Origin of the sequence: Vibrio fortis, from assembly GCF_000695685.1 — a bacterium.
Taxonomy (GTDB): domain Bacteria; phylum Pseudomonadota; class Gammaproteobacteria; order Enterobacterales; family Vibrionaceae; genus Vibrio; species Vibrio fortis_A.
The window spans coordinates 85,832-108,441 of record NZ_JFFR01000028.1; the positions used below are offsets into that span (position 1 = coordinate 85,832).

The 22,610-nt window shown below is 45.2% G+C and carries 15 protein-coding genes and 1 tRNA gene; 9 read left to right on the forward strand and 7 right to left on the reverse strand.

Features of this window, described 5'->3' with window-relative positions; all coding sequences use genetic code 11:
- Positions 1 to 63: 63 nt before the first annotated feature.
- The 7 genes from VFDL14_RS03455 to VFDL14_RS03425 all read left to right on the forward strand — a co-directional run bounded on the left by VFDL14_RS03455 (position 64) and on the right by VFDL14_RS03425 (position 9,697).
- On the forward strand, positions 64 to 588 hold the full coding sequence (locus tag VFDL14_RS03455) for a phosphatase PAP2 family protein (protein ID WP_032553055.1): 525 nt from the start codon (positions 64 to 66) through the stop codon (positions 586 to 588).
- A gap of 47 nt (positions 589 to 635) precedes the next feature.
- On the forward strand, positions 636 to 1,700 hold the full coding sequence (locus VFDL14_RS03450; protein WP_032553056.1) for an MJ1255/VC2487 family glycosyltransferase: 1,065 nt from the start codon (positions 636 to 638) through the stop codon (positions 1,698 to 1,700).
- A gap of 346 nt (positions 1,701 to 2,046) precedes the next feature.
- On the forward strand, positions 2,047 to 3,006 hold the full coding sequence (gene leuO, locus VFDL14_RS03445; RefSeq protein ID WP_032553057.1) for a transcriptional regulator LeuO: 960 nt from the start codon (positions 2,047 to 2,049) through the stop codon (positions 3,004 to 3,006).
- A gap of 202 nt (positions 3,007 to 3,208) precedes the next feature.
- Positions 3,209 to 5,017 (forward strand): AMP-dependent synthetase/ligase, encoded by a 1,809-nt coding sequence (locus tag VFDL14_RS03440; protein ID WP_032553058.1) that lies wholly within the window; start codon positions 3,209 to 3,211, stop codon positions 5,015 to 5,017.
- Positions 5,018 to 5,474: 457 nt separating this feature from the next.
- The gene (locus VFDL14_RS03435; RefSeq protein ID WP_032553059.1) at positions 5,475 to 7,214 is read left to right on the forward strand and encodes an acetolactate synthase 3 large subunit; all 1,740 of its coding nucleotides are present in this window, start codon (positions 5,475 to 5,477) and stop codon (positions 7,212 to 7,214) included.
- A 1-nt stretch (position 7,215) separates the two neighbouring features.
- A complete protein-coding gene (gene ilvN, locus VFDL14_RS03430) occupies positions 7,216 to 7,710 on the forward strand; it encodes an acetolactate synthase small subunit (RefSeq protein ID WP_032553060.1) in 495 nt (164 codons plus the stop codon).
- 103 nt (positions 7,711 to 7,813) lie between these two features.
- Entirely contained in the window at positions 7,814 to 9,697 is a 1,884-nt protein-coding gene (locus VFDL14_RS03425) for a sensor domain-containing diguanylate cyclase (RefSeq protein WP_032553061.1), read from the forward strand.
- 514 nt (positions 9,698 to 10,211) lie between these two features.
- Here the strand turns inward: VFDL14_RS03425 and VFDL14_RS03415 are convergent.
- Positions 10,212 to 10,871 (reverse strand): GntR family transcriptional regulator, encoded by a 660-nt coding sequence (locus tag VFDL14_RS03415; protein ID WP_084181920.1) that lies wholly within the window; start codon positions 10,869 to 10,871, stop codon positions 10,212 to 10,214.
- A gap of 188 nt (positions 10,872 to 11,059) precedes the next feature.
- Complete coding sequence (pykF, locus tag VFDL14_RS03410) at positions 11,060 to 12,472, reverse strand: pyruvate kinase PykF (RefSeq protein ID WP_032553063.1); 1,413 nt, start codon at positions 12,470 to 12,472, stop codon at positions 11,060 to 11,062.
- A gap of 430 nt (positions 12,473 to 12,902) precedes the next feature.
- Here pykF and VFDL14_RS03405 point away from each other — a divergent pair, with 430 nt between their 5' ends.
- Together VFDL14_RS03405 and glmS are read left to right on the forward strand one after the other, a co-directional pair.
- A complete protein-coding gene (locus tag VFDL14_RS03405) occupies positions 12,903 to 13,673 on the forward strand; it encodes a DeoR/GlpR family DNA-binding transcription regulator (RefSeq protein WP_032553064.1) in 771 nt (256 codons plus the stop codon).
- A gap of 109 nt (positions 13,674 to 13,782) precedes the next feature.
- Positions 13,783 to 15,615 carry a glutamine--fructose-6-phosphate transaminase (isomerizing) gene (gene glmS / locus VFDL14_RS03400; RefSeq protein ID WP_032553065.1) on the forward strand — a complete coding sequence of 611 codons (1,833 nt, stop codon included), beginning with the start codon at positions 13,783 to 13,785 and terminating at the stop codon, positions 15,613 to 15,615.
- 75 nt (positions 15,616 to 15,690) lie between these two features.
- Here glmS and VFDL14_RS03395 read toward each other — a convergent pair whose 3' ends face one another.
- The 5 genes from VFDL14_RS03395 to dnaG all read right to left on the reverse strand — a co-directional run bounded on the left by VFDL14_RS03395 (position 15,691) and on the right by dnaG (position 22,531).
- Positions 15,691 to 16,767: a TRAP transporter substrate-binding protein gene (locus VFDL14_RS03395; RefSeq protein ID WP_032553066.1), complete on the reverse strand. Its 1,077-nt coding sequence runs from the start codon at positions 16,765 to 16,767 to the stop codon at positions 15,691 to 15,693.
- Between the two features lie 310 nt (positions 16,768 to 17,077).
- Positions 17,078 to 18,346 (reverse strand): O-acetylhomoserine aminocarboxypropyltransferase/cysteine synthase family protein, encoded by a 1,269-nt coding sequence (locus VFDL14_RS03390; RefSeq protein WP_032553067.1) that lies wholly within the window; start codon positions 18,344 to 18,346, stop codon positions 17,078 to 17,080.
- Positions 18,347 to 18,591: 245 nt separating this feature from the next.
- A tRNA-Ile gene (locus tag VFDL14_RS03385) sits at positions 18,592 to 18,667 on the reverse strand.
- 162 nt (positions 18,668 to 18,829) lie between these two features.
- Positions 18,830 to 20,680: an RNA polymerase sigma factor RpoD gene (rpoD, locus tag VFDL14_RS03380; RefSeq protein WP_032553068.1), complete on the reverse strand. Its 1,851-nt coding sequence runs from the start codon at positions 20,678 to 20,680 to the stop codon at positions 18,830 to 18,832.
- A 99-nt stretch (positions 20,681 to 20,779) separates the two neighbouring features.
- Positions 20,780 to 22,531 carry a DNA primase gene (gene dnaG / locus VFDL14_RS03375; RefSeq protein WP_032553069.1) on the reverse strand — a complete coding sequence of 584 codons (1,752 nt, stop codon included), beginning with the start codon at positions 22,529 to 22,531 and terminating at the stop codon, positions 20,780 to 20,782.
- Between the last annotated feature and the right edge of the window lie 79 nt (positions 22,532 to 22,610).

The window sequence follows — 22,610 nt, forward strand, 5'->3', positions numbered from 1 at the left end:
ACCATATTGTCATTTCCAACTTCTAACGTAATCCCAAAGCAATGATAAGAGCTGAGGGAACACATGAGAACGATAGAACCAATTGTCCGCTGGGATGTGGCATTTTCTATGTTTTGCTTGAAGAGTCGATATAGCAAGCAAACCGCGCAGATCAGTAAAGCCATTTCCCATACTGGGGACGGGCACCTATACCTTTTGTTTGCAATAGCTGCACTGTTCTTAGATGAGCAAAGCGGCAAGGCGTTTCTTATGGTGGGTTTGGTGGCATTTGCCATTGAGCTCCCTATCTATTGGCTTGCAAAAAATACTATCAAGCGCCGTCGTCCTGCTGAGTTTTCCTCTTTCCTACATTCTTACATCGTGCCTTCAGATAAATACAGCCTGCCCTCGGGGCATTCGGCCGCAGCTTTTGTTATGGCCACCGTCATTGGGCACTTTTATCCGCAGGTTTACTTATTGAGCCTAGTTTGGGCAGGTCTGATCGCTGGTTCACGTATCTTGCTGGGGGTTCACTTTCTTACCGATGTGCTGATCGGTGCGGCACTTGGTATTGCTTGCGCGAATCTTGCGCTCAATGGACTGCTTTAGTTTTACAGATACTTCCTCCAATTCGAGAGTCTAAAAAAGGACCGAATATGAAAATACTCTATGGTGTACAAGGCACTGGCAACGGTCATATTGCGCGTGCTCGTGCAATGGCGAACGCTCTGAAAGCGAAGAATGTGGATGTTGACTTCTTATTCTCTGGTCGTGACGGGGATAAGTATTTTTCGATGGAAGCATTTGGTGATTACCAAACTCGCCATGGTTTAACCTTCTTCAGTGAGCAGGGGCAAGTGAAGTATGGCAAAACCTTCCTCAAGAATAGCCTGCTGCGTTTTCGTCGTGAAATCGCTGAATTGGATCTCTCGCATTACGACTTGGTCTTGAATGACTTTGAGCCAGTGTCGGCCTGGGCGGCTAAAAAACAAAAGGTACCGTGTATCGGTATTAGCCATCAGAATGCGTTTCGCTTCGATGTGCCCAAGAAGGGGGGGAACTGGATAGAGCACTCAGTGATACAGCACTTCGCTCCGACGGAGCACTATATTGGATTGCACTGGTATCATTTTGAACAGCCAATCTTACCCCCGATTGTTCATACTTTGTCTGGCCGTGAAAAAGCGTCATGTGCAGAAGGGAGCACAGACTTCAGCCTAGTTTATCTGCCGTTTGAAGATTTGGATGATGTGACGGATCTTTTGATTAAGTTCATCTCGCATCAGTTTGTCTGCTATCACCCAGATATCATCGAGCAGCGCACTGTTGAGAATATCGTATTCAAGCCACTCAGCCATGATGGTTTCCAAATTGACCTTCATGCATGCTCTGGCGTGATTGCCAATGGTGGCTTTGAGTTGCCCTCCGAAGCGATGACTTTAGGAAAGAAGTTACTACTTAAACCTCTTGCTGGCCAATTCGAGCAACAGAGTAATGTGGCAACTCTAGAGGCTTTAGGTTTGGCTCAGATGATGAGCTTCCTTGACCCTGCAGCCTTGCGCAGTTGGCTAGGAGAGAAACAAGCGGAAATGGTCTCTTATCCAGACGTGGCGAGTGCGATCGTTGAGTGGATTTTGGCGAAAGATTGGCACTGTCAGGAGCAACTAAGAAGGCAGTTATGGGAGAAGGTCGACTTCCCTAGTTACGCTTCTATCACTTGATTCATAGGTGAGGTTTTTGAATGCCTTGCACTATCAATTCATTGGCTCAATCATTTGTAACAAATGTAACTGAATGATTGAGCTGTCAAATAAGTCGTAAGAAAATCCCAAAATGCGCCATTTTATGTTTTTTTATAAATCCATAAGTGCATGATATTAAATTAATAATTATTCATTGAGGTAAAATAAAATTATTCTTTATCAATCTTGTTGGTAGCGTTCGATTGATTGGTTAATAGTAGATGTTATCCGAAACACATCGGCCAGATAAATATAAGAACTAGTGGTTATCTATTCCCACACTATTACAAATTTAACGCTGTCATACCGACAAGAGGCAACTTGAATGTTAGAGAAAAAAGACGCAATGAGTGCTATTGCAAGCTACAGAATGGAAAGCACACTTCGTGGAGTAGACCTAAACCTATTGACTGTTTTTGATGCTGTAATGCAAGAGCAAAACATTACCCGTGCAGCGCACAACTTGGGTATGTCTCAGCCTGCAGTAAGTAATGCTGTAGCACGTCTAAAAGTGATGTTTAACGACGAGCTATTTATGCGTCAGGGTCGTGGTATTCAACCGACTCAACGTGCACGTCAACTGTTTGGTCCAATCCGCCAAGCACTGCAACTAGTACGCAATGAACTACCAAGTTCTGTATTCTCTCCAGAGTCGTCTTCTCGTCTATTCAAGTTGGCGATCTGCAGCCCTTGTGACATGCGTTTTGCACCTAAGATCATGTCGACTATCAATGAGCTTGCACCAAGTGTTCAACTACACATGGACGCTGAGTTCGACCGTCAACTGTCTGAGCGCATGCGCTACCAAGAGATCGACTTCGTTATCGATTACGCTCGCTTCGATGAGCAAGGCTTCTCAAGCACAGAGATCTTCCAAGATGAGCTAGTGGTTGTTGCTTCAGCTTCACACCCACGTATCAACGGTTCAGTAACGGCGGCTGAGCTTCTAGAAGAGAAGCACGCGAAACTGTCTCGCATTCACGGTCAGCGCAGCTTCTCTGAGCAAGCATACCGCGACCTAGACTGCACGCCTTACTATGAAGGAACTAGCCTAAGCAACGTGCTATACGTTGTTGGTCAATCTGAACTTGTAACGATTGCACCTCGTTGGATGGTTGAGCATGCAGCAAATAAAGAGCAGCTACAGATTCTAGATTTCCCATTCGATAATGCGGCAATCTCAGGCTTCCTAAGCTGGCACGAATCAAGCGAGAAAGACAAAGGACACATTTGGTTACGAGATCAACTAATGATGATCTGTGGCGAAGTTGTAGCACTTAACTAATCGCTGAAAACCTTGATTTATAAGCCCTGAGCTAGTTTGTTAGTTCGGGGCTTTTTTGTACCAGAACGCCGAACTTCGTTCATTTTTTAGAGTTAAGTTTACTATTACTGATAACTTTGAGCTCCATCAGTTGCCTTTTCCATGATCAGAGGTACACTTGTGCGCTCAAAAAAGCTTACAGGTGTAAGCCAAAGGTAAAGAGATGGCCAATTTAGATTTTCATATCGTAAAACGACTTCGCGAGCAGATTGCTCAGGGCGGCAACCGCACGGCTTTAAAGCATAAAGTTAATGATGTTTGGCAAGGCATTAGCTGGCAGCAATTTGGTGAACAGATTGATCAGCTGTCACTCGCACTATTGGCTCAAGGACTGAGAATCCAAGACAAGATCGGTATCTACTCAAATAACATGCCTCAATGGACTGTGGCAGACTTTGCAGCCCTGCAAGCTCGTCTTGTAACTGTGCCGATTTACCCAACGAACACTGCGGCGCAGTCTTCCTACATTATTCAAAACGCAGACGTTAAAGTGCTTTTTGTTGGCGAACAGCCACAGTTTGATGCAGCAATCAGCCTATTTGACGAATGTGAGCAGCTTGAAATCATCGTTGCGATGTCAGATGACATTGATACTCAAGGCTATGACTTTGCTATCTCTTGGCAAGAGTTCATCGAGCGCGGTCAACAGGCTCAGCAAACGGAATTGGACGTTCGTCTTGCTGATGCGAATATGGATGATCTGCTTACTCTTATCTATACCTCTGGTACGACTGGCCAACCGAAAGGTGTAATGCTGGACTACGCTAACATCGGCTCTCAACTAGAAGGCCATGACGAGCGCTTAAGCCTAAGCAAAGATGATGTTTCCCTCTGTTTCTTACCGCTATCTCACGTATTTGAACGCGCATGGACTTTCTATGTCCTTTATAAAGGCGCAACTAACTGTTACCTGCAAGACACAATGCAGGTGCGTGATGCTCTAAGCGATGTGAAGCCAACCGTAATGTGTGCGGTTCCACGTTTCTACGAGAAGATCTTCTCAGCCATCCACGAGAAAGTATCCAAAGCACCACTGATTCGTAAGGTCCTCTTTACTTGGGCTGTTAACATGGGCGCTAAATTGGCAGCTTGTCATCAAGAGGGTCGGACACCTTCTCTAATGTTGAAGAAGAGCCATGCATTAGCAGATAAATTGGTGTTATCTAAGCTACGCGCTCTACTTGGTGGAAACATCAACTTTATGCCATGTGGTGGTGCGAAGCTTGATGAAACTATCGGTCGCTTTTTCCACGCAATTGGCATCAATGTGAAGCTTGGTTATGGCATGACAGAAACCACAGCAACGGTTTCATGTTGGGACGATCGCTGTTTCAACCCGGACTCAATCGGTATGTCTATGCCGGGCGCGGAAGTAAAAATTGGCGAACAGAACGAAATCTTAGTTCGTGGCCCAATGGTGATGCGCGGCTACTATAAAATGCCAGAAGAAACAGCTAAGACTTTTGACGAGCACGGTTTCTTGAAAACGGGTGATGCGGGTCACTTCGATGAGAACGGTAACCTATTCATTACCGACCGTATTAAAGAGCTGATGAAAACCTCTGGCGGTAAATACATTGCCCCACAAGTGGTTGAAGGTGCTATCGGTAAAGACCACTTTATTGAGCAGATTGCCGTGATTGCTGATACTCGTAAATTTGTTTCTGCATTGATCGTCCCTTGTTATGACTCTCTGGAAGAGTACGCGAAAGAGCTCAACATCAAGTACCACGACCGTGTTGAGTTGATTAAGCATCACCAGATTGTTGAGATGCTAGAAAAACGCGTTAATGACCTTCAACAAGAGCTGGCTAAGTTTGAGCAAGTGAAGAAATTCAAACTGTTACCAAAAGCCTTCTCTATGGATGCTGGTGAACTGACACCGACTCAGAAACTGCGTCGTAAAGTGATTAACGATAAGTATCAAGACGAAATCGAAGAAATGTACACTGAAAAGCCGAAAGATAAGTAATTTTATCTAAGTTAACTTTTTAGTTGTTTAAAAATCCCCCTAGTCGTACATGGTGACGATTAGGGGGATTTTTTACGTCACGACATCAGGTAAATGTGCGTGAGAGCACATCTAGAGCGTGGTATTCACACTGAAAAAAGATGGATTGTGAAATATTTAGAGTTTTTTTAGTAGCTACTATTGGTGAATTGTTCTGCTTTGAAAGTTCTGGGTGGTGTTAGATGAGGTTTTCTTTCTAAAACATGGTTATATCGAATTATTGACTGTAGAAGGGTGTTAGACCCGATGATAATAAAACGTTACAGTTGTTTCGTACCACTGCTTATTGTTATCACGACGAGCAGTCATAGCCGAAAAAGTGGAAGTATTTCGAATTAGGCTACGAATAAGACCTAGACTATGTAAAAACCAGCCCCTTCGGCTTACCCAACTGAAGGAAACTGGTAAGGAGAGCAATATGACAACTAAGCCAGAGTGCGCCCAATTATCCGGCGCGGAAATGGTAGTTCAGTCCCTAATTGAAGAAGGGGTTGAGCAGATCTTTGGTTATCCAGGCGGTTCCGTTTTGGATATCTACGATGCCCTACACGCAAAAACAGACAAGATTAAACACGTATTAGTGCGCCACGAGCAAGCAGCGACGCATATGGCCGATGGCTACACGCGTTCAACTGGTAAGCCTGGTGTAGTACTAGTATGTTCAGGTCCTGGCGCGACTAATACCGTAACGGGTATTGCGACAGCGTACATGGACTCGATTCCAATGATCGTTATTTCGGGTAACGTACCGAACAACTTGATTGGTAATGACGCATTCCAAGAGTGTGATATCGTAGGTGTATCTCGTCCAATCGTAAAACACAGCTTCTTAGTAAAGAAAGCTGAAGACATCCCAGAGATCGTAAAAAAGGCCTTTTATATTTCGACCACAGGTCGACCTGGCCCAGTTGTGATTGACCTTCCTAAAGATGTACTTAATCCACAAATTAAGCTGCCGTACGAATACCCAGAAACGATCAAAATGCGTTCGTACAACCCAACGGTAACAGGCCACAAAGGACAAATTAAGAAAGCACTTAAGGCACTTCTAGAAGCGAAGAAGCCGGTTCTTTATGTTGGTGGTGGTGCGGTTATCTCGGAAGCTGATAAACAGTTGCTTAAGCTTGCCGAGGCACTAAATCTACCTGTTGTTAGTACACTTATGGGATTGGGTGCCTTCCCGGGCACGCATAAAAACTCGCTAGGCATGCTTGGTATGCACGGCTTATACGAAGCCAATATGGCAATGCATAACGCAGACCTTATTTTTGGTGTTGGTGTTCGTTTTGATGATCGTACGACCAATAACCTAGAGAAGTACTGTCCAAACGCGAAGATCATGCACATCGATATCGATCCATCATCGATCTCTAAGAACGTGAAAGTGGATCTACCGATCGTAGGCTCTGCTGAGCGCGTGCTTGAGAGCATGGTGAACCTGCTTATTGAGCAAGGTGGAACCAACGATGCAGAAGCCTTGGATGCATGGTGGGCAGAAATTAAAGTATGGCAAGACCGTAAGTGTCTCGCTTACGATAAATCGCCTGAGCGCATCAAACCTCAACAGGTTATCGAAACTCTACACAAAGTGACCAATGGCGATGCGTATGTTGCTTCTGATGTTGGTCAGCACCAAATGTTTGCCGCGCTTTACTATCCATTTAATAAACCACGCCGTTGGATCAATTCTGGTGGCCTTGGCACCATGGGCTTTGGTTTACCTGCGGGTATGGGCGTTAAGTTCGCTAAACCGGATGAAGAAGTGGTCGTTGTAACAGGCGATGGCAGTATTCAGATGAATATCCAAGAGCTGTCAACGGCACTGCAATACAACATCCCGGTGAAGATCATTAATTTGAATAACCGTTTCTTAGGCATGGTAAAACAGTGGCAAGACATTGTTTACCAAGGTCGTCACTCAAACTCATACATGGACTCTGTGCCAGACTTTGCGGCTATCGCGGAAGCGTATGGTCACGTAGGTATGCGTATCTCTTCTCCTGATGAACTTGAATCAGGCTTAGAGAAAGCACTGGCAATGAAAGACCGCCTGGTATTCGTCGACATTAGTGTTGATGATACAGAGCACGTATACCCAATGCAGATTAAAGGCGAGGGTATGGATAACATGTGGCTAAGCAAAACGGAGAGAACATAGTATGAGACACATTATTTCGCTATTAATGGAAAACCAACCAGGTGCCTTGTCTCGAGTGGTTGGCTTGTTTTCTCAACGTGGTTACAACATTGAATCGCTGAACGTGTCGCCGACAGATGATCCGACGCTTTCACGTCTGAACGTAACGACCAACTCAGATGAGATGCAACTAGAGCAGATCCAGAAGCAACTGCATAAGCTGATTGATGTGCTTAAAGTTCAAGAAGTATCAGAGCTTGATCATATTGAGCGTGAGCTACTAATGGTTAAGGTTCGCGCGAGCGGTTTTGCGCGTGCAGAGGTTAAACGTACTGCTGATATCTTCCGTGGTCAGATCGTTGACGTAACCGCCTCTCAATACACAGTGCAGATGGCAGGCACCAGTGAGAAGCTCGATGCGTTTATTCAAGCATTATCAGAAGTAACGGAAGTGCTTGAAGTGGCACGCAGCGGCGTGGTTGGTATTGCTCGAGGAGAGCGCTCTCTAAAAGCTTAAGAAAATTGTATGATAGAAAGCCGCATTAAGTGCGGCTTTTTTATTTTGTTAATTTATAACAATGATATAATTCTCGCCATATTTACCCTATTTTGAGCAATTAATGAGAAATAAAAAAACAATCGCCACGCTTCTCGTTATTTGCGTCACCTTTTGTGCAGCTATCGCTCTGTACTACCAGCAACGCTATCAAGACGTCAAAAAGCAGAGTTATCAACGCACTGCAAAACAGGCTCTTCATCAACTTGTGTACGCCGAGCGCGACTACAATGTGTTGAAAGACCAATTGGTCTCTATGATGCAACTACTCAGCCACAGTCAAAGCTTGGTTGATTTTGCGACATCTCCTTCTGTTGAAAATAAGAACCTGCTGGAAGAGGTTTGGCAGTCGGTACTGGTCAATCAAAGATGGTATACCCAGATTCATCTGTTGGATATTGATGGCCATGAGAAGGTCAGAGTCAATTACTCCTCAAGAACAGGTGTTGTTACGCTGCCGAACGAGCTCCAAGATAAATCCAATTACGGTTATTTTCACTATGCGCAGACCCTGGATGCTGAAGAGATTGGCGGGTGGGGTATTGAGCTGGAATCCGAATATGGTGAGCTGACTTATCCATATACTCCCGTATTGAGAGTGATCACGCCTGTACAAACACCAGAGCGTCGCGTCGGCTACTTAGTGATAAACCTCGATGTATGGGGATTAGCGTCACGCTTAAACTTCTCTCCTGATTTTGATTTTCGTGCTGAAGTGGTGAACCAATATGGTTACTACATTGCGAGCCAAAACAAGAGCAAGCTGTTTGGTGATTCGATCCCTGAGCGTAAAGGGTTCAACCTTTCACAAATTGCCCCAAAAACTTGGCAGGCGATCTCTTCTGAACGCATGGGTTACATGTTTGAAGACGGCAATCTATTTGCCTTCAACACCGTTGATCTTGCGCAGAAACAAAAGATGCACTTAGTGATTCAGTTGAGCTCAGAGCAGTTATTAGAGAGAGCGGAGCGCGATCTCAATGACTTAGCGCAAGAGCAGTTGATCGTGTTCTTCACCGTAATGGTGTTTGCCTTCCCGCTGGCTTATCTCGTGACGCATTATCAAAGGCGCAGTCTAGAGAGCAAATTGGCTCGAGCAGCGCTGAATGGTATGTCTGCGGTGATGATCTCTGATAAACATCACCGCACCATCATGACCAACAATGAGTTTGAGAACATGACTGGTTACAGCAAGTCGCAGGTTGATGGTAAAAACGCCCTGCAGCTGCTGCTAGAGAATAGCGAACAACTTCATACTGCAGAAACCATCTGGACACATCTCGAAGAGAATGATTTGTGGGAAGGTGAGGTGAGCTGCAAGAGCAAACTTCGAATCCCTTTCACTGCGATCATGCGAGTGCAAGCCGTGAAGAGTAATTCAGGTAAAGTGAGCTACTACATCACGTCGCTGGTGGACATTACGGTGCGTAAAGAGTTAGAAGTACGATTGCGTATTCTCAGTGAGCGAGATTCGTTGAGTAAATTATGGAATCGTCGCAAATTTGAAGAGCAGTTGGCGCAGTATTCACGAATGGTGGAGCGTTTCCCTAACGAATCTCAAGTGTGCTTAGCGTTGATCGACATCGATAACTTCAAACGCATTAATGATGAACTCGGCCATGACGAGGGCGATCGCGTGATTGCTAGAGTGGCTGCGATCCTTCAAGAAAGCTTGAGAACCACAGACTTTGTCGCGCGTGTTGGCGGTGAAGAGTTTGCTATCTTAATGCCTCATACTTCGTTAGCAGAAGCGAGAAGAGTGTTGGATCGCCTACGCATTGAAGTACAACTCTCTGGCGGAACGAAAGTGACGGTCAGTATCGGCTATACCGATCTTACTGGTAACAGCACCCACTCCTATAAGTGTGCGGATATTGGTCTTTATGAATCTAAGTCCTCTGGTCGCAACACCATCTCTATCTGTACAAGTCAGGCGGACGTTGCCTAGTTTGCATCTTGGGCTTGAGTTTGAACATCGGTAAAAAATAGAACCAATCTGTCTTATCTTTGAGAGATGCCCGTCACAATATTTGTACGATTAGACTAAAGTCTAATTTGTGCGCAAATTTGAACTAAACTGAACAATAAGTAAACTACCTTGCTTCGTAGAGTTAGTGTTGCACTGACTCTTTTTGAGAAGCCAGATCTCAAAAAGGGATGACAAAGTTAACTTAATTCAACTGCTCAGTTTCATCGACTTTTATCAGCAGAATTAGGTTAGCAGGAGCAAGAGTTAGGGATTCATACTATCTGGTGAAATGAGGCGTGGTATGTTTGTCGATTTTTTAGTGAGATTGACCATCGGCACACTAGTGATTCTTGGTTTTAAACTCAGTGCACTGTATTTTTTGCCTATGGTGTTACTGCTCAATACTCATCATAAAGAGTTCTTTGGGTGGTAAACAAAAAACGGAGCATTAGGCTCCGTTTTTTACTTACTGAGATACTTAAACTACATAAAACTACGCAGCTTCAATCACTCGTTCAATGCGCCTCATTGAGCCCATTAAATGTTGGTCAAGTAGCTCTGTCGCTTGCTCAGCATTCTTTGCTAGTACCAGTTTCATGATCATTTCATGCTCATCAATGTTAAACAGCTCGTCTGACTCTTGATCGTCTGCTAATGCTAAGAAACGATAACGTTTCACCTGATTGATCAAATCACTGAAGAACTCGAACATGTTCTTTGAATCTGCACCTTCTAAAAGTGCCACGTGGAACTGCTGATGGCGCTCTTCCCACTCTGCACTATTAAACTCTTCTGCTGTGTTGTTCACACGAGAAAGCTTGTGGTACGAAGTAAGAACTTCTAGTTCCCAGCTTTCATCACCGGTAGCGATTGCTTTTTTCAGCAGAACAGAAGAAACCACACGTAGGCTTTCGTATAAGTCGTTAAGTTCTTTCTTAGAGACTGGGGCTACCCAACAGCCTTTTTGAGGCTCAAGCTGTACATACTTGCTCCAAGAAAGCTGAACGAGAGCTTCACGAATTGGTGAAGCGCCGACGTTGTATTTCTGTTTTAGATCAGCCACAACCAGTTTCTGGCCTGGGCGCAATTCACCATTAAGAATATCTTGGCGAATCATCTTTGATACTTTGTCGGTGAGAGTAGGGCTAGACATTGTGCAACCTCATGTAATTTGAATTCTTGGCCTGCTAATTCAAATGACCTAAGGCGGGAATTAACAGTACGCAGTTCTATTGTTAATTTGATAATACAGCGTACTGATTATTAGAGCAAGATGTAATATATAAAAAAAGAGGGCCGAAGCCCTCTTTTTTATTTAACTGATGATTAAATTCGTCAGTCTTATAGAACGTGTACAGAAGCTGTGTTCGTAGTGCCTGAAGCTACTAGAGCACCAGAAACCATAACTACGATGTCGCCTTTGCTACCGAACTCAGCGTTAAGAGCGTACTCTTTACCCATTTGGTAGAAAGCGTCAGTGCTGTCGATAGAATCAACAAGAACAGGGCGAACACCTTTAGTAAGAACTAGTTGTGCAGCTGTCTTCTTGTTTGTTGTTAGTGCGATGATGTTTGCAGTTGGGAAGTACTTACGTACAGAACGTGCAGACTTACCACCTTCAGTAGCAACGATGATTAGTGGAGCAGCTAGCTTCTCAGCTGTGTCTACCGCACCTTTACATACTGCTTCAGTGATGCGTAGGCGTGGGCTGTCTAGACGAGAACCTAGTTCAGCTTTAAGAGCGCTGTCAGTACGGTTCGCGATTTGAGCCATGATAGTTACTGCTTCAACTGGGTATTTACCTTTCGCAGTTTCACCAGAAAGCATTACAGCATCAGTACCGTCCATGATTGCGTTCGCAACGTCACCCGCTTCTGCACGAGTTGGACGTGGGTTGTTGATCATAGAATCAAGCATTTGAGTTGCTGTGATAACCATCTTACGTGCACGGTTACACTTCTCGATCATCATCTTCTGAGCGAAGATTACTTCTTCAGCTGGGATCTCAACACCTAGGTCACCACGAGCAACCATGATACCGTCAGAAAGCTCTAGGATTTCGTCGAAGTTATCAACACCTTCTTGGTTCTCAATCTTAGAGATGATGTGGATGTCGCTGCCGCCGTTCGCGTCTAGGATCTCACGGATCTCTTTAACGTCAGATGCTTTACGGATGAAAGAAGCTGCTACGAAGTCAACGCCTTGCTCACAACCAAACTTAAGGTCGTTCTTATCTTTTTCAGATAGAGCTGGAAGTTGAACAGAAACGCCAGGAAGGTTAACACCTTTGTTTTCGCCTAGTGCACCGTTGTTAAGAACTTTACACTTAACTTCAGTTTCAGTAGTAGAGATAACTTCCATTTCGATTAGGCCGTCATCTACAAGGATAGTGTTACCAACGTTTAGGTCAGCTGCGAAACCAGCGTAAGTTACCGCTACAGTCTCTTTGTTACCTACAACTGAAGTGTCAGTTGTGAAAGTGAATTCTTGACCAGCTACTAGATCTACGTCGTTGCCGCCTTCTAGCTTGATAGTACGGATTTCTGGGCCTTTAGTATCAAGAAGGATAGCCAGTTGCTTACCTACTTTGTCCATTACTTCGCGGAAGTTCGCAATACGAGTGCCGTGCTCTTCGTAGTCACCGTGAGAGAAGTTAAGACGCATAACGTTCATGCCTGCGTTTACTAGTTCAGTTAGCTTCTCTACAGATTCAGTTTTAGGGCCAATCGTACATACGATTTTGGTCTTTTTCATGGAAGGTACTCTCCGGTAAGTTTTGTTACAAATTGAAATTTATCTGTTTTCTGAAGCGGCCTACCCATTTCGTCAGCATTTTGTGCCTGCTGCGATAATAGAGGGACTTATCAATTGCCCTTCAGAGTTGTAAGTCTTTCATCAATTTTAGTCATTTTATGACCAAATGATTTTGATTCAACATCGGTTTTCTGTGACTTACCCCAATATATCAGGTGAAAGTTGCAGAAAAATAACGGTCATTTTTGTAATTTTTTTTCTTTTCGGGTGCGGATTCTACCACCGAATGAATTCAATATCACTGCTTAACAATTGTCTTAGGACAAGGTTTTAGCGCTATTTATTAATTTTTTGGATCGAAATAAATGGACTAAATGGTTTCGTTGTAACTATAATATCTTTCATATCGAAACTTATGGTTCATTTTTAAATGTCGAAACGAAACACTCAGCTCAGAAGACACGCAATTTCTAATCTAGTTAACGAGAAAGGCGAGGTTAGTGTTGATGAATTGTCCGCTAAGTTTGAAACCTCGGAAGTCACAATTAGAAAGGATTTGGCGTCTTTAGAGAAAAATGGTCAGCTTTTGCGCCGATATGGCGGTGCTGTTTCATTGCCGAAAGAAGTTGTGAACGATGAGATAGGCAAAAAAGTTTCGACTCGAAAGCTTTCATTGGCAAAAGCTGCTGCAGACCTAATTCGTGACCATAACCGCATTGTGATCGACAGCGGTAGCACAACAGGTGCTCTGATCGAACAGCTAAATAGTAAGCGTGGTTTGGTCGTGATGACCAACTCGTTGCATGTTGCTAACGCTCTAAATGAACTAGAAAGCGAGCCGACTCTGCTAATGACGGGCGGAACCTGGGATACACACTCAGATTCGTTCCAAGGTCAGGTCGCAGAATCAGTACTGCGTGCTTATGACTTTGACCAACTGTTTATTGGCGCTGACGGTATCGACCTTGAAAGAGGTACCACAACATTTAATGAACTAGTCGGACTGAGTAAGGTCATGGCTGAAGTATCTCGTGAAGTTGTGGTGATGGTTGAATCAGAGAAAGTAGGTCGCAAAATCCCAAATCTTGAGCTGTCTTGGGAGCACATCGATGTCTTGATCACTGATACCGAACTGGCAGAAGAAGCCAAACAGAGTATCGAGTCTCAAGGGGTGCGTGTGATTCTCACCGAGCCAGTATAGAAACTAAATTTAAAATTTATGCATTTAACTTCCTATAATAGATCTCTATGAGACATGGCCTTTGCTTGCTGCCAGATAGGAATAACTAAAAAATTGATGGAGTAACATTATGTGTGGAATTGTTGGTGCAGTAGCACAACGTGACGTAGCAGAAATTCTAGTAGAGGGCCTACGCCGTCTTGAGTACCGTGGTTACGACTCTGCAGGTGTCGCGGTTGTGGATAGCGAATCCAACCTAACTCGTGTACGTCGTCTAGGTAAAGTACAAGAGTTGGCTGATGCAGTTGAAGCGCAACAGGTAATCGGTGGTACAGGTATCGCTCATACACGTTGGGCAACGCACGGTGAACCTTCTGAAGCGAACGCGCACCCACACATGTCTGGCGATATTGCAGTTGTTCACAACGGCATCATCGAAAACCACGAAGAGCTACGCACGCTTCTTCAAGGTCGTGGCTATGAGTTCACGTCTCAAACGGATACCGAAGTTATTGCTCACCTAGTTGAGTGGGAACTGCGCACGTCTGAGACGCTAGTTGAAGCTCTACAAAAGACAGCGAAGCAACTTGATGGCGCTTACGGCACAGTAGCGGTGGATCGTAAAGATCCTTCACGCATTGTTGTTGCTCGTTCTGGTAGCCCAATCGTAATCGGCTTTGGTGTTGGCGAAAACTTCCTAGCATCTGACCAACTAGCACTACTTAGCGTGACACGTCGCTTTATGTACCTAGAAGAGGGCGATGTAGCTGAAGTAACTCGTCGTGAAGTTAACGTATTTGATGCAAGCGGTGAGCCTGTTGAGCGTGAAATCGTTGAATCTAACGCAGAGCATGATGCAGGTGACAAAGGCAAATACCGTCACTTCATGCAGAAAGAGATCTTTGAGCAGCCAACTGCACTGATCAATACAATGGAAGGTCGTATTTCAGATACAGCTGTTATCACCAATGCAATCGGTGTTAAAGCTGAAGAGATCCTAAGCAAAGTAGAGCACGTTCAGATCATTGCATGTGGTACTTCTTACAACTCAGGTATGGCGGCACGCTACTGGTTTGAGTCTCTAGCGGGCGTAAGCTGTGATGTAGAGATCGCATCTGAGTTCCGTTACCGTGACTTCGTTGTTCGTCCAAACAGCCTGCTTGTGACGCTTTCTCAATCTGGTGAGACGGCAGATACGCTAGCAGCACTTCGCCTTGCGAAAGAGAAAGGTTACATGTCAGCGATGACTATCTGTAACGTAGCGGGTTCTTCACTGGTTCGTGAATCTGATTTTGCGTTCATGACTCGTGCAGGTACAGAGATCGGTGTAGCTTCAACAAAAGCATTTACTACGCAGCTTGCAGCAATGCTAATGATGGTAACGTCAATTGGCCGTCTACAAGGTCGTATCGATGAAGCGAAAGAGACTGAAATCGTTCAAGCACTTCACCAGCTGCCTACAGACATCGAGAAAGCACTGGCGTTTGATAAAGAGATTGAAGCATTAGCGACAGATTTTGCAGACAAGCACCACACACTATTCCTAGGTCGTGGCGAGTACTACCCAATTGCAATGGAAGCGTCTCTAAAACTGAAAGAGATCTCTTACATCCACGCTGAAGCATACGCTGCAGGTGAGCTTAAGCACGGCCCTCTAGCTCTGATTGACGCAGATATGCCAGTAGTGGTTATTGCACCAAGCAACGATCTACTAGAGAAGCTGAAGTCGAACGTAGAAGAAGTACGAGCACGTGGCGGCCTACTTTATGTATTTGCGGATGAAGCAGCTGGCTTTGAAAGCGATGAGAATATGAAGATCATCAAGATGCCTCACGTGAGCGAAGTAACTGCACCTATCTACTACACGGTTCCAATGCAGCTACTGTCTTACCACGTAGCGCTAATCAAAGGTACTGACGTTGACCAACCTCGTAACCTAGCGAAAGCGGTAACGGTAGAGTAAGTTAACTTGCCCCAGTAAATAGACGAAAGCCCATCATGATGATGGGCTTTTTTGTTTTTCAGTATTGAGCCTTTGTTACTCGTGGTTGAGGTAGGCCTTGGTTGAGATGTTGGTCCACGCTCGCACTTTCTTTGCGTAGTTAGCTTGAGAGTCGATGATTTTCTTCGCTAACGGATCTTTCGCAGCTTGCTCAGCAAGCAGCTCATCTGTGGCAGTACGCATGGTTTGGAGCACTTCTGGCGGGAAGTCACGAACCTTAATATCAGGGTAGTCAGATTGCATGGTTGCCCAGCTGCTAGCATTGGCATCGAGCGCTTGGGTATACATATCGAAGGCTGCCACTCGGAAAGATGTTTCTAGAATGAGCTGAAGGTCTTTTGGTAGCTTATCCCAAGTCTTTTTGTTCACTAAGAACTGAGTCTCTGATCCCGGCTCATGCCAAGCTGTGTAGTAGTAAGGTGCAATCTTTTGAAAGCCCATACGCAGATCAAAGGCAGGGCCAACCCATTCGAGCGCATCAATCGTGCCACGCTCCAGAGAAGTGTAGAGCTCACCTGGTGCAATATTGGTTGGCTTCGCACCAACCTTAGCGAACACTTCACCAGCAAAGCCTGGAATGCGCATCTTCAAGCCTTTAAGGTCATCGATTGAGTTGATCTCTTTCTTAAACCAGCCACCCATCTGAATATCAGAGTTACCACCTGGGAACGAGAGTAGGTTATGTGGCGCGTACACCTCCTGCATCAGCTCCATGCCACCGCCTTGGTAAAACCATGCGTATTGCTCGGTAGTCATCATGCCAAATGGCATTGAAGAGAAGTAGAGCGTATTTGGCACCTTACCTTTCCAGTAGTAAGAGCTTGAGTGTCCTAAATCGTATTGCCCCGACTTCACCATATCGAACACCCCAAGCGGTGCTTTGTGCTTATTGGCTGAGTCGATACGGATCTGCAGTCGACCGTTAGACATTTCATTAGCTAACTTAGCCATGTTCTTGCTGGCGTCACCGAGGATTGGGGTATTTGGTCCCCATGTCTCAGCGAGTTTTAAGCGATATACTTTTTCTGCGGCCTGTGCTGAGAGTGAAACGGTTGCGAGCAGCGCCACTGAAGCTGCTTTGATTAGGAGGAGGATTTTGTTTCGAGTCGTCATGAGGTTCCCATTATCGGCTGTCATTATTATAGGTTTAACTTAGATTCCCGAGTTATCTCGGTAAGGTCAATCAAGCTCATGTGATGAGAAGAGAGCGGTGACAGTCGTTTCGTTCAGGTTTAAGTTAGGTATGAAGATGTTTGGGGGAGATATATCTCTCTTATGCAGAAAGATATTCTGATAGAAGGTGGGAAGTAGGGAAGATATCGTTATTGCTTAATTGATATGCTAATCACAGAACGATAGCGTCAACAAATAAGCCAGCACATACATGCTGGCCTATGGTGTTGTTTGCTATAGATACGTAGTGTTAAGCGTTTAATGCTTGTTCTAGGTCGGCAAGAATATCGTCGATATGCTCGATACCAACAGATAGACGAATCATCTCTGGAGATACACCTGCTTGTTTCTGTTCTTGCTCACTTAACTGACGGTGAGTGGTTGAAGCTGGGTGACATGCTAGCGACTTAGCATCACCAATATTCACCAGGCGCTTAAAGATCTGCAGTGCGTCATAGAAGCGAACTCCAGCTTCATAGCCATCCTTGAGGCCAAAAGACAAAATAGCGGAAGGTTTGCCCTGCATGTATTTCTCTGCCAGTGGGTAGAACTCTGAGTCTGGCAAACCTGCATAACTTACCCAGCTCACTTTATCATGCTGCTTGAGGTACTCAGCAACCTTGAGGGCATTTTCAGTGTGACGTTCCATACGCAGTGATAAGGTCTCTAAGCCTTGCATCAGCATAAAGGAATTCATTGGTGAAAGTGCTGAACCCGTATTGCGCAGCGGTACTGTACGCGCTCGGCCGATAAAGGCAGCTTCACCAAAGGCTTCGGTGTATACCACGCCATGGTAAGACGGTTCGGGTTGGTTGAATACTGGGAAGCGATCTTTATGCTCCGCCCATGGGAATTTTCCTGAGTCGACAATGACGCCACCTAGAGTAGTACCGTGGCCGCCAACGTATTTCGTTAATGAATGCACAACAATGTCCGCGCCAAAATCGATAGGTTTGCATAGCACTGGAGTTGCAACTGTGTTATCAACGATGACAGGAACACCTTGGGCATGAGCAAGTTCGGCAACACGCTCTAGGTCGATGATATTACCTGCAGGGTTACCAATACTTTCACAGTAAACCGCCTTGGTGTTCTCATCGATGAGCTCAGCTAAGCTTTCAGGTTTGTCGTCTTTGGCAAAGCGTACTTCAATGCCTTGGTTTGGCAGCATGTGTGCAAACAGGGTGTAAGTGCCACCGTATAGCTGAGGGGTAGAAACAATGTTGTCGCCCATTTGCGCCAAGGTCTGAATTGCGTAGTTGATCGCAGCACTACCCGCACTCACCACTAAGCCAGCAATACCACCTTCAAGCGCTGCCATTCGTTTTTCCAACACATCATTAGTTGGGTTCATGATGCGGGTATAGATGTTACCTGGAACTTCGAGATTAAAGAGGTCGGCACCATGCTGAGCATCATCAAACTCGTAAGCTACTGTTTGATAGATAGGCGTAGCGACAGATTTGGTTGTTGGGTCTGTCTCGTAACCAAAGTGGATCGAGAGAGTTTCGTCTTTCATGTGTCTTCCCTGAACAGTTGATTGAATTGTGACCTTTCATAGTGCCGCCTTTTCAAACAAAAAAACGCAAATCAAGTCACAGGTAAGTGATTGAATACACCGTGCTGTGAAGAAGTATTGAGGAAACTGACTCAAAGGTGCTGCAAATTGGAAGGTGCAACATTTGGAGCAAGGGATAGAAAAATTGTGCAGTTCAGAAAAGTAAAAAGCCAGAGCAGCATGAACTGTTCTGGCTTTTCTAAATTTGGTGGCCCCTCCCAGATTTGAACTGGGGACCGAACGATTATGAGTCGTGCGCTCTAACCACTGAGCTAAGGGGCCGTAGGGCAATGATTATAGGGGATGCAATGGGTGGTGTCTAGCCACTAAAGGGGGCAATTGCGCTTAGTTCTTAGCCACTTAAATCATATAGATACAAAAAAGGTGAGCTAAAGCTCACCTTTCTTCTTATATGCTTAAAAGCTAGTCAAATCTCGTGAGAGATTACTCGTCTAGGAAACTACGTAGAGTTTCAGAACGGCTTGGGTGACGCAGCTTACGTAGCGCTTTTGCTTCGATCTGACGGATACGTTCACGAGTTACGTCGAACTGCTTACCAACCTCTTCAAGAGTGTGGTCAGTGTTCATGTCGATACCAAAACGCATACGAAGAACTTTTGCTTCACGAGGTGTTAGGCCTGCTAGAACGTCTTTAGTTGCACCGCGTAGGCTAGTTGCCGTTGCAGAGTCTAGAGGCAGTTCTAGAGTCGTATCCTCGATGAAGTCACCTAGATGCGAATCTTCGTCGTCACCGATTGGTGTCTCCATTGAGATAGGCTCTTTAGCGATCTTCAGTACTTTACGGATCTTGTCTTCCGGCATTTGCATGCGCTCAGCCAACTCTTCCGGTAGTGGCTCACGACCCATCTCTTGTAGCATTTGACGAGAGATACGGTTTAGTTTGTTGATCGTTTCGATCATGTGAACCGGAATACGGATAGTACGAGCTTGGTCGGCAATCGAACGAGTGATTGCTTGACGGATCCACCATGTAGCGTAAGTCGAGAACTTGTAACCACGGCGGTATTCAAACTTATCAACCGCTTTCATCAGACCGATGTTACCTTCTTGGATTAGATCCAGGAATTGCAGACCACGGTTGGTGTACTTCTTAGCAATCGAGATTACTAGACGTAAGTTCGCTTCAACCATCTCTTTCTTCGCACGGCGAGCTTTTGCTTCACCGATAGACATACGACGGCTGATGTCTTTAATGCTTTGTACTGTTAGTGACGTCTCTTTCTCGATCATATCCAGTTTCTGGATAGAGCGGCGGATTTCACTTTCGTTACGTTTGATCTTCTCTGCATATGGCTTGTCTGAAGCAAGTACTTCATCTAACCATGCTTCGCTAGATTCGTTGCCTGTGAATAGGGCAATGAAAGATTTCTTCGGCATTTTGCCGTACTCAACTGTTTGGCGCATGATTAGGCGCTCTTGAGTACGTACACGATCCATTGAAGTGCGAAGTTCATTAACTAGGTAATCGAACTGTTTTGGCGTTAGGCGGAACTCTTTGAACACGTCTTGCATCATGGTTGTTGCAAGAACAGCTTTCGGGCTTTCTGCGCCGTATTCGTTGATCGCTAGCTGACGATTTTGGAAGCTTGTGCGAAGTGCAGTGAATTTCTCAAGAGCAAGCTCAGGGTCGATACCTGTATCTTCTTCTTCCTCTTCAGAATCGTCTTCTTCGTCTACGTCTTCAGCATCTTCATCGTCAAGATCAGATTCTGCCAGCTCAGAACCGATATGCGTCGCTGTTGGTGCTGCAGTACCATCGTCATCTGGGTCAACGAAACCGCTAATCAGATCGGTAAGGCGCAGCTCTTCAGCTTGAACTTTGTCAAACTGTTCTAAGATGTATGGGATAGTGCCAGGGTATTCAGCAACAGAAAGCTGAACTTGGTTGATACCATCTTCGATACGCTTAGCAATATCGATTTCGCCTTCACGAGTCAGCAGCTCAACAGTACCCATCTCACGCATGTACATACGTACTGGGTCAGTTGTACGGCCGATCTCGTTTTCTACGCTTGAAAGCGCAGCTGCTGCCGCTTCGGCTGCATCTTCATCTGTGATGGTATCGTCATCATTTAGGGCTAGATCATCGGCATCAGGTGCGGTTTCTACAACCTTGATACCCATGTCGTTAATCATCTGAATGATGTCTTCTACCTGTTCAGAATCAACAATTTCTGCAGGTAGGTGGTCGTTTACTTCGGCGTAGGTCAGATAGCCTTGTTCCTTGCCTTTAATAACAAGTAATTTTAGCTGTGACTGCGGATTTTGATCCATAGATGATATCCAACTTCAGGTCTGGTGAAGGACGTTGCATTTTTAAATGCAAACCATAAATGTTAACAAATTTTATCAATGCTGACTAATCAATCAGGGTTACGCTTTTAAATCTAGCATCAAGGCTAGCAGCTCCCTTTTTTCTTCGGCTGATAAACCGACACTTCTTGCTTTGGCCTGCAGGTTTTCAATTTGCTTTTCTACGCACTGGGCAAGAATATTGTCCAATGAGTCTAAGAATATATCTTCTTGATTGTCATCATCGAGGGGGATTTCCCAGCTCGCGAGACGAGACAGAAGTGCCTCATGTTTACTGTGTCGCCAGTACTCTAATAACTGGCCGGTGTTGATATGGGGGTTAGTATGGCATTTATCAAGTACCTCAACGAATAAACTTAAACCAGGTAGTGGTAAGTCTCGAACACTCGATAAATCCGGTACCATATCAGCATAGCTCGGATTTTGTAGAAGCAAAGCGATCACTTCTCGCATAGGGGTGCGTTTAAGCTCTTTATGCGGTTGCGGACTAGAGCTCTTGTTATGAACTCTAGCTCGTCTTAGCTGATTATCAAACCCAGTGCGTTCATCCAGTAACTTTTCGAGCAGTTCTTGGAAGTAGCTATCAGGAATTTTATTGATCAGTGCACTGGCATGGGCTCTCAACGCCGATTTACCTTCAGTTGTTCCAAGGTTTAATTGATGAATTTCAATCAAGTTGTCGAACAAGTAAGTAGAAAGTGGCGTTGCGTTTTGAACCAGTTGTTCAAAGGCTTCTTTGCCGTGCTGTCTAATATAGCTGTCTGGGTCTTCGCCATCTGGCAAGAACAGAAACTTCAGGGTATTACCCGTCTTTAAATACTCAAGTGCATTTTCCAGTGCGCGCCAAGCGGCTTCTTTACCCGCTCTGTCACCATCATAACAACACACAACCGTGTGGGTTTGACGGAACAGCATCTGGATATGATCACCGGTTGTCGAAGTGCCTAACGAGGCGACGGAATAATCTACGCCATATTGCGCTAGTGCGACAACATCCATGTAACCTTCAACCACCAAGACTTGAGGTGGCTCACGGTAAGCCTGTAAGACTTCGTAAAGACCGTATAGCTCTTTGCCTTTATGGAAGATCGGAGTCTCAGGGGAGTTGAGGTACTTTGGTGTTCCATCTTCAAGAACACGGCCACCAAAACCAATCACTCGACCACGACGATCGCGAATCGGGAACATGATGCGTCCACGAAAACGGTCGTATCGGTTACCCTTGTCGTTTTCGATTAACATGCCGCCCGTGACCAGCATGTCCTGCGCTTCTTTTTGCTGACCGAAATTCTTACGAACTAAATCCCACTCATCGGCGACGTAACCAATCCCAAACTTCTGTACGATTTCGCCTGACAGACCTCGATTCTTGAGGTAATCAATCGCGGGCTTGCTCGCTGATAGCTTGAGTTGTGAGCGGTAGAATTGGCTAATACCACCCATCAAGTCATATAGGTTACGCTTTTGCTCCGTGTTGGCACGCGGCTGAGTTGAAATGGCACCGCTGCGCTGCTCTCGAGGGACTTCTAAGCCAAGAAAGCTCGCAAGCTCTTCAATGGCCTCAACAAACTCGAGGCGTTCGAACTCCATAATGAAGTCGATGGCATTACCGTGTACGCCGCAACCAAAACAGTGATAGAACTGCTTTTCTTGGCTTACGCTAAAAGAGGGAGTTTTTTCGTTGTGAAACGGACAACAAGCACTGTAGTTTTTGCCCTTTTTCTTAAGTTTTACGCGTGCGTCAATGATGTCGACGATATCGAGACGCGCGAGGAGGTCATCAATGAAACTACGTGGGATAATTCCAGCCATAAAACCTTAGAAAAATGCACTAACTGAGAGTGATGATAATAGTTTGAATAGGTAGCAGATACAAACAAGCCGTGCGTTC

What these genes read in the sequence shown, in the direction of transcription:
- VFDL14_RS03440 (WP_032553058.1), top strand. Translation starts at nt 3,209, where the DNA reads ATGGCCAATTTAGATTTTCATATCGTAAAACGACTTCGCGAGCAGATT.
- VFDL14_RS03450 (WP_032553056.1), top strand. Translation starts at nt 636, where the DNA reads ATGAAAATACTCTATGGTGTACAAGGCACTGGCAACGGTCATATTGCG.
- rpoD (WP_032553068.1), bottom strand. Translation starts at nt 20,680, where the DNA reads ATGGATCAAAATCCGCAGTCACAGCTAAAATTACTTGTTATTAAAGGC.
- VFDL14_RS03415 (WP_084181920.1), bottom strand. Translation starts at nt 10,871, where the DNA reads ATGTCTAGCCCTACTCTCACCGACAAAGTATCAAAGATGATTCGCCAA.
- ilvN (WP_032553060.1), top strand. Translation starts at nt 7,216, where the DNA reads ATGAGACACATTATTTCGCTATTAATGGAAAACCAACCAGGTGCCTTG.
- VFDL14_RS03405 (WP_032553064.1), top strand. Translation starts at nt 12,903, where the DNA reads ATGTCGAAACGAAACACTCAGCTCAGAAGACACGCAATTTCTAATCTA.
- pykF (WP_032553063.1), bottom strand. Translation starts at nt 12,472, where the DNA reads ATGAAAAAGACCAAAATCGTATGTACGATTGGCCCTAAAACTGAATCT.
- VFDL14_RS03395 (WP_032553066.1), bottom strand. Translation starts at nt 16,767, where the DNA reads ATGACGACTCGAAACAAAATCCTCCTCCTAATCAAAGCAGCTTCAGTG.
- VFDL14_RS03435 (WP_032553059.1), top strand. Translation starts at nt 5,475, where the DNA reads ATGACAACTAAGCCAGAGTGCGCCCAATTATCCGGCGCGGAAATGGTA.
- glmS (WP_032553065.1), top strand. Translation starts at nt 13,783, where the DNA reads ATGTGTGGAATTGTTGGTGCAGTAGCACAACGTGACGTAGCAGAAATT.
- VFDL14_RS03390 (WP_032553067.1), bottom strand. Translation starts at nt 18,346, where the DNA reads ATGAAAGACGAAACTCTCTCGATCCACTTTGGTTACGAGACAGACCCA.
- leuO (WP_032553057.1), top strand. Translation starts at nt 2,047, where the DNA reads ATGTTAGAGAAAAAAGACGCAATGAGTGCTATTGCAAGCTACAGAATG.
- VFDL14_RS03455 (WP_032553055.1), top strand. Translation starts at nt 64, where the DNA reads ATGAGAACGATAGAACCAATTGTCCGCTGGGATGTGGCATTTTCTATG.
- dnaG (WP_032553069.1), bottom strand. Translation starts at nt 22,531, where the DNA reads ATGGCTGGAATTATCCCACGTAGTTTCATTGATGACCTCCTCGCGCGT.
- VFDL14_RS03425 (WP_032553061.1), top strand. Translation starts at nt 7,814, where the DNA reads ATGAGAAATAAAAAAACAATCGCCACGCTTCTCGTTATTTGCGTCACC.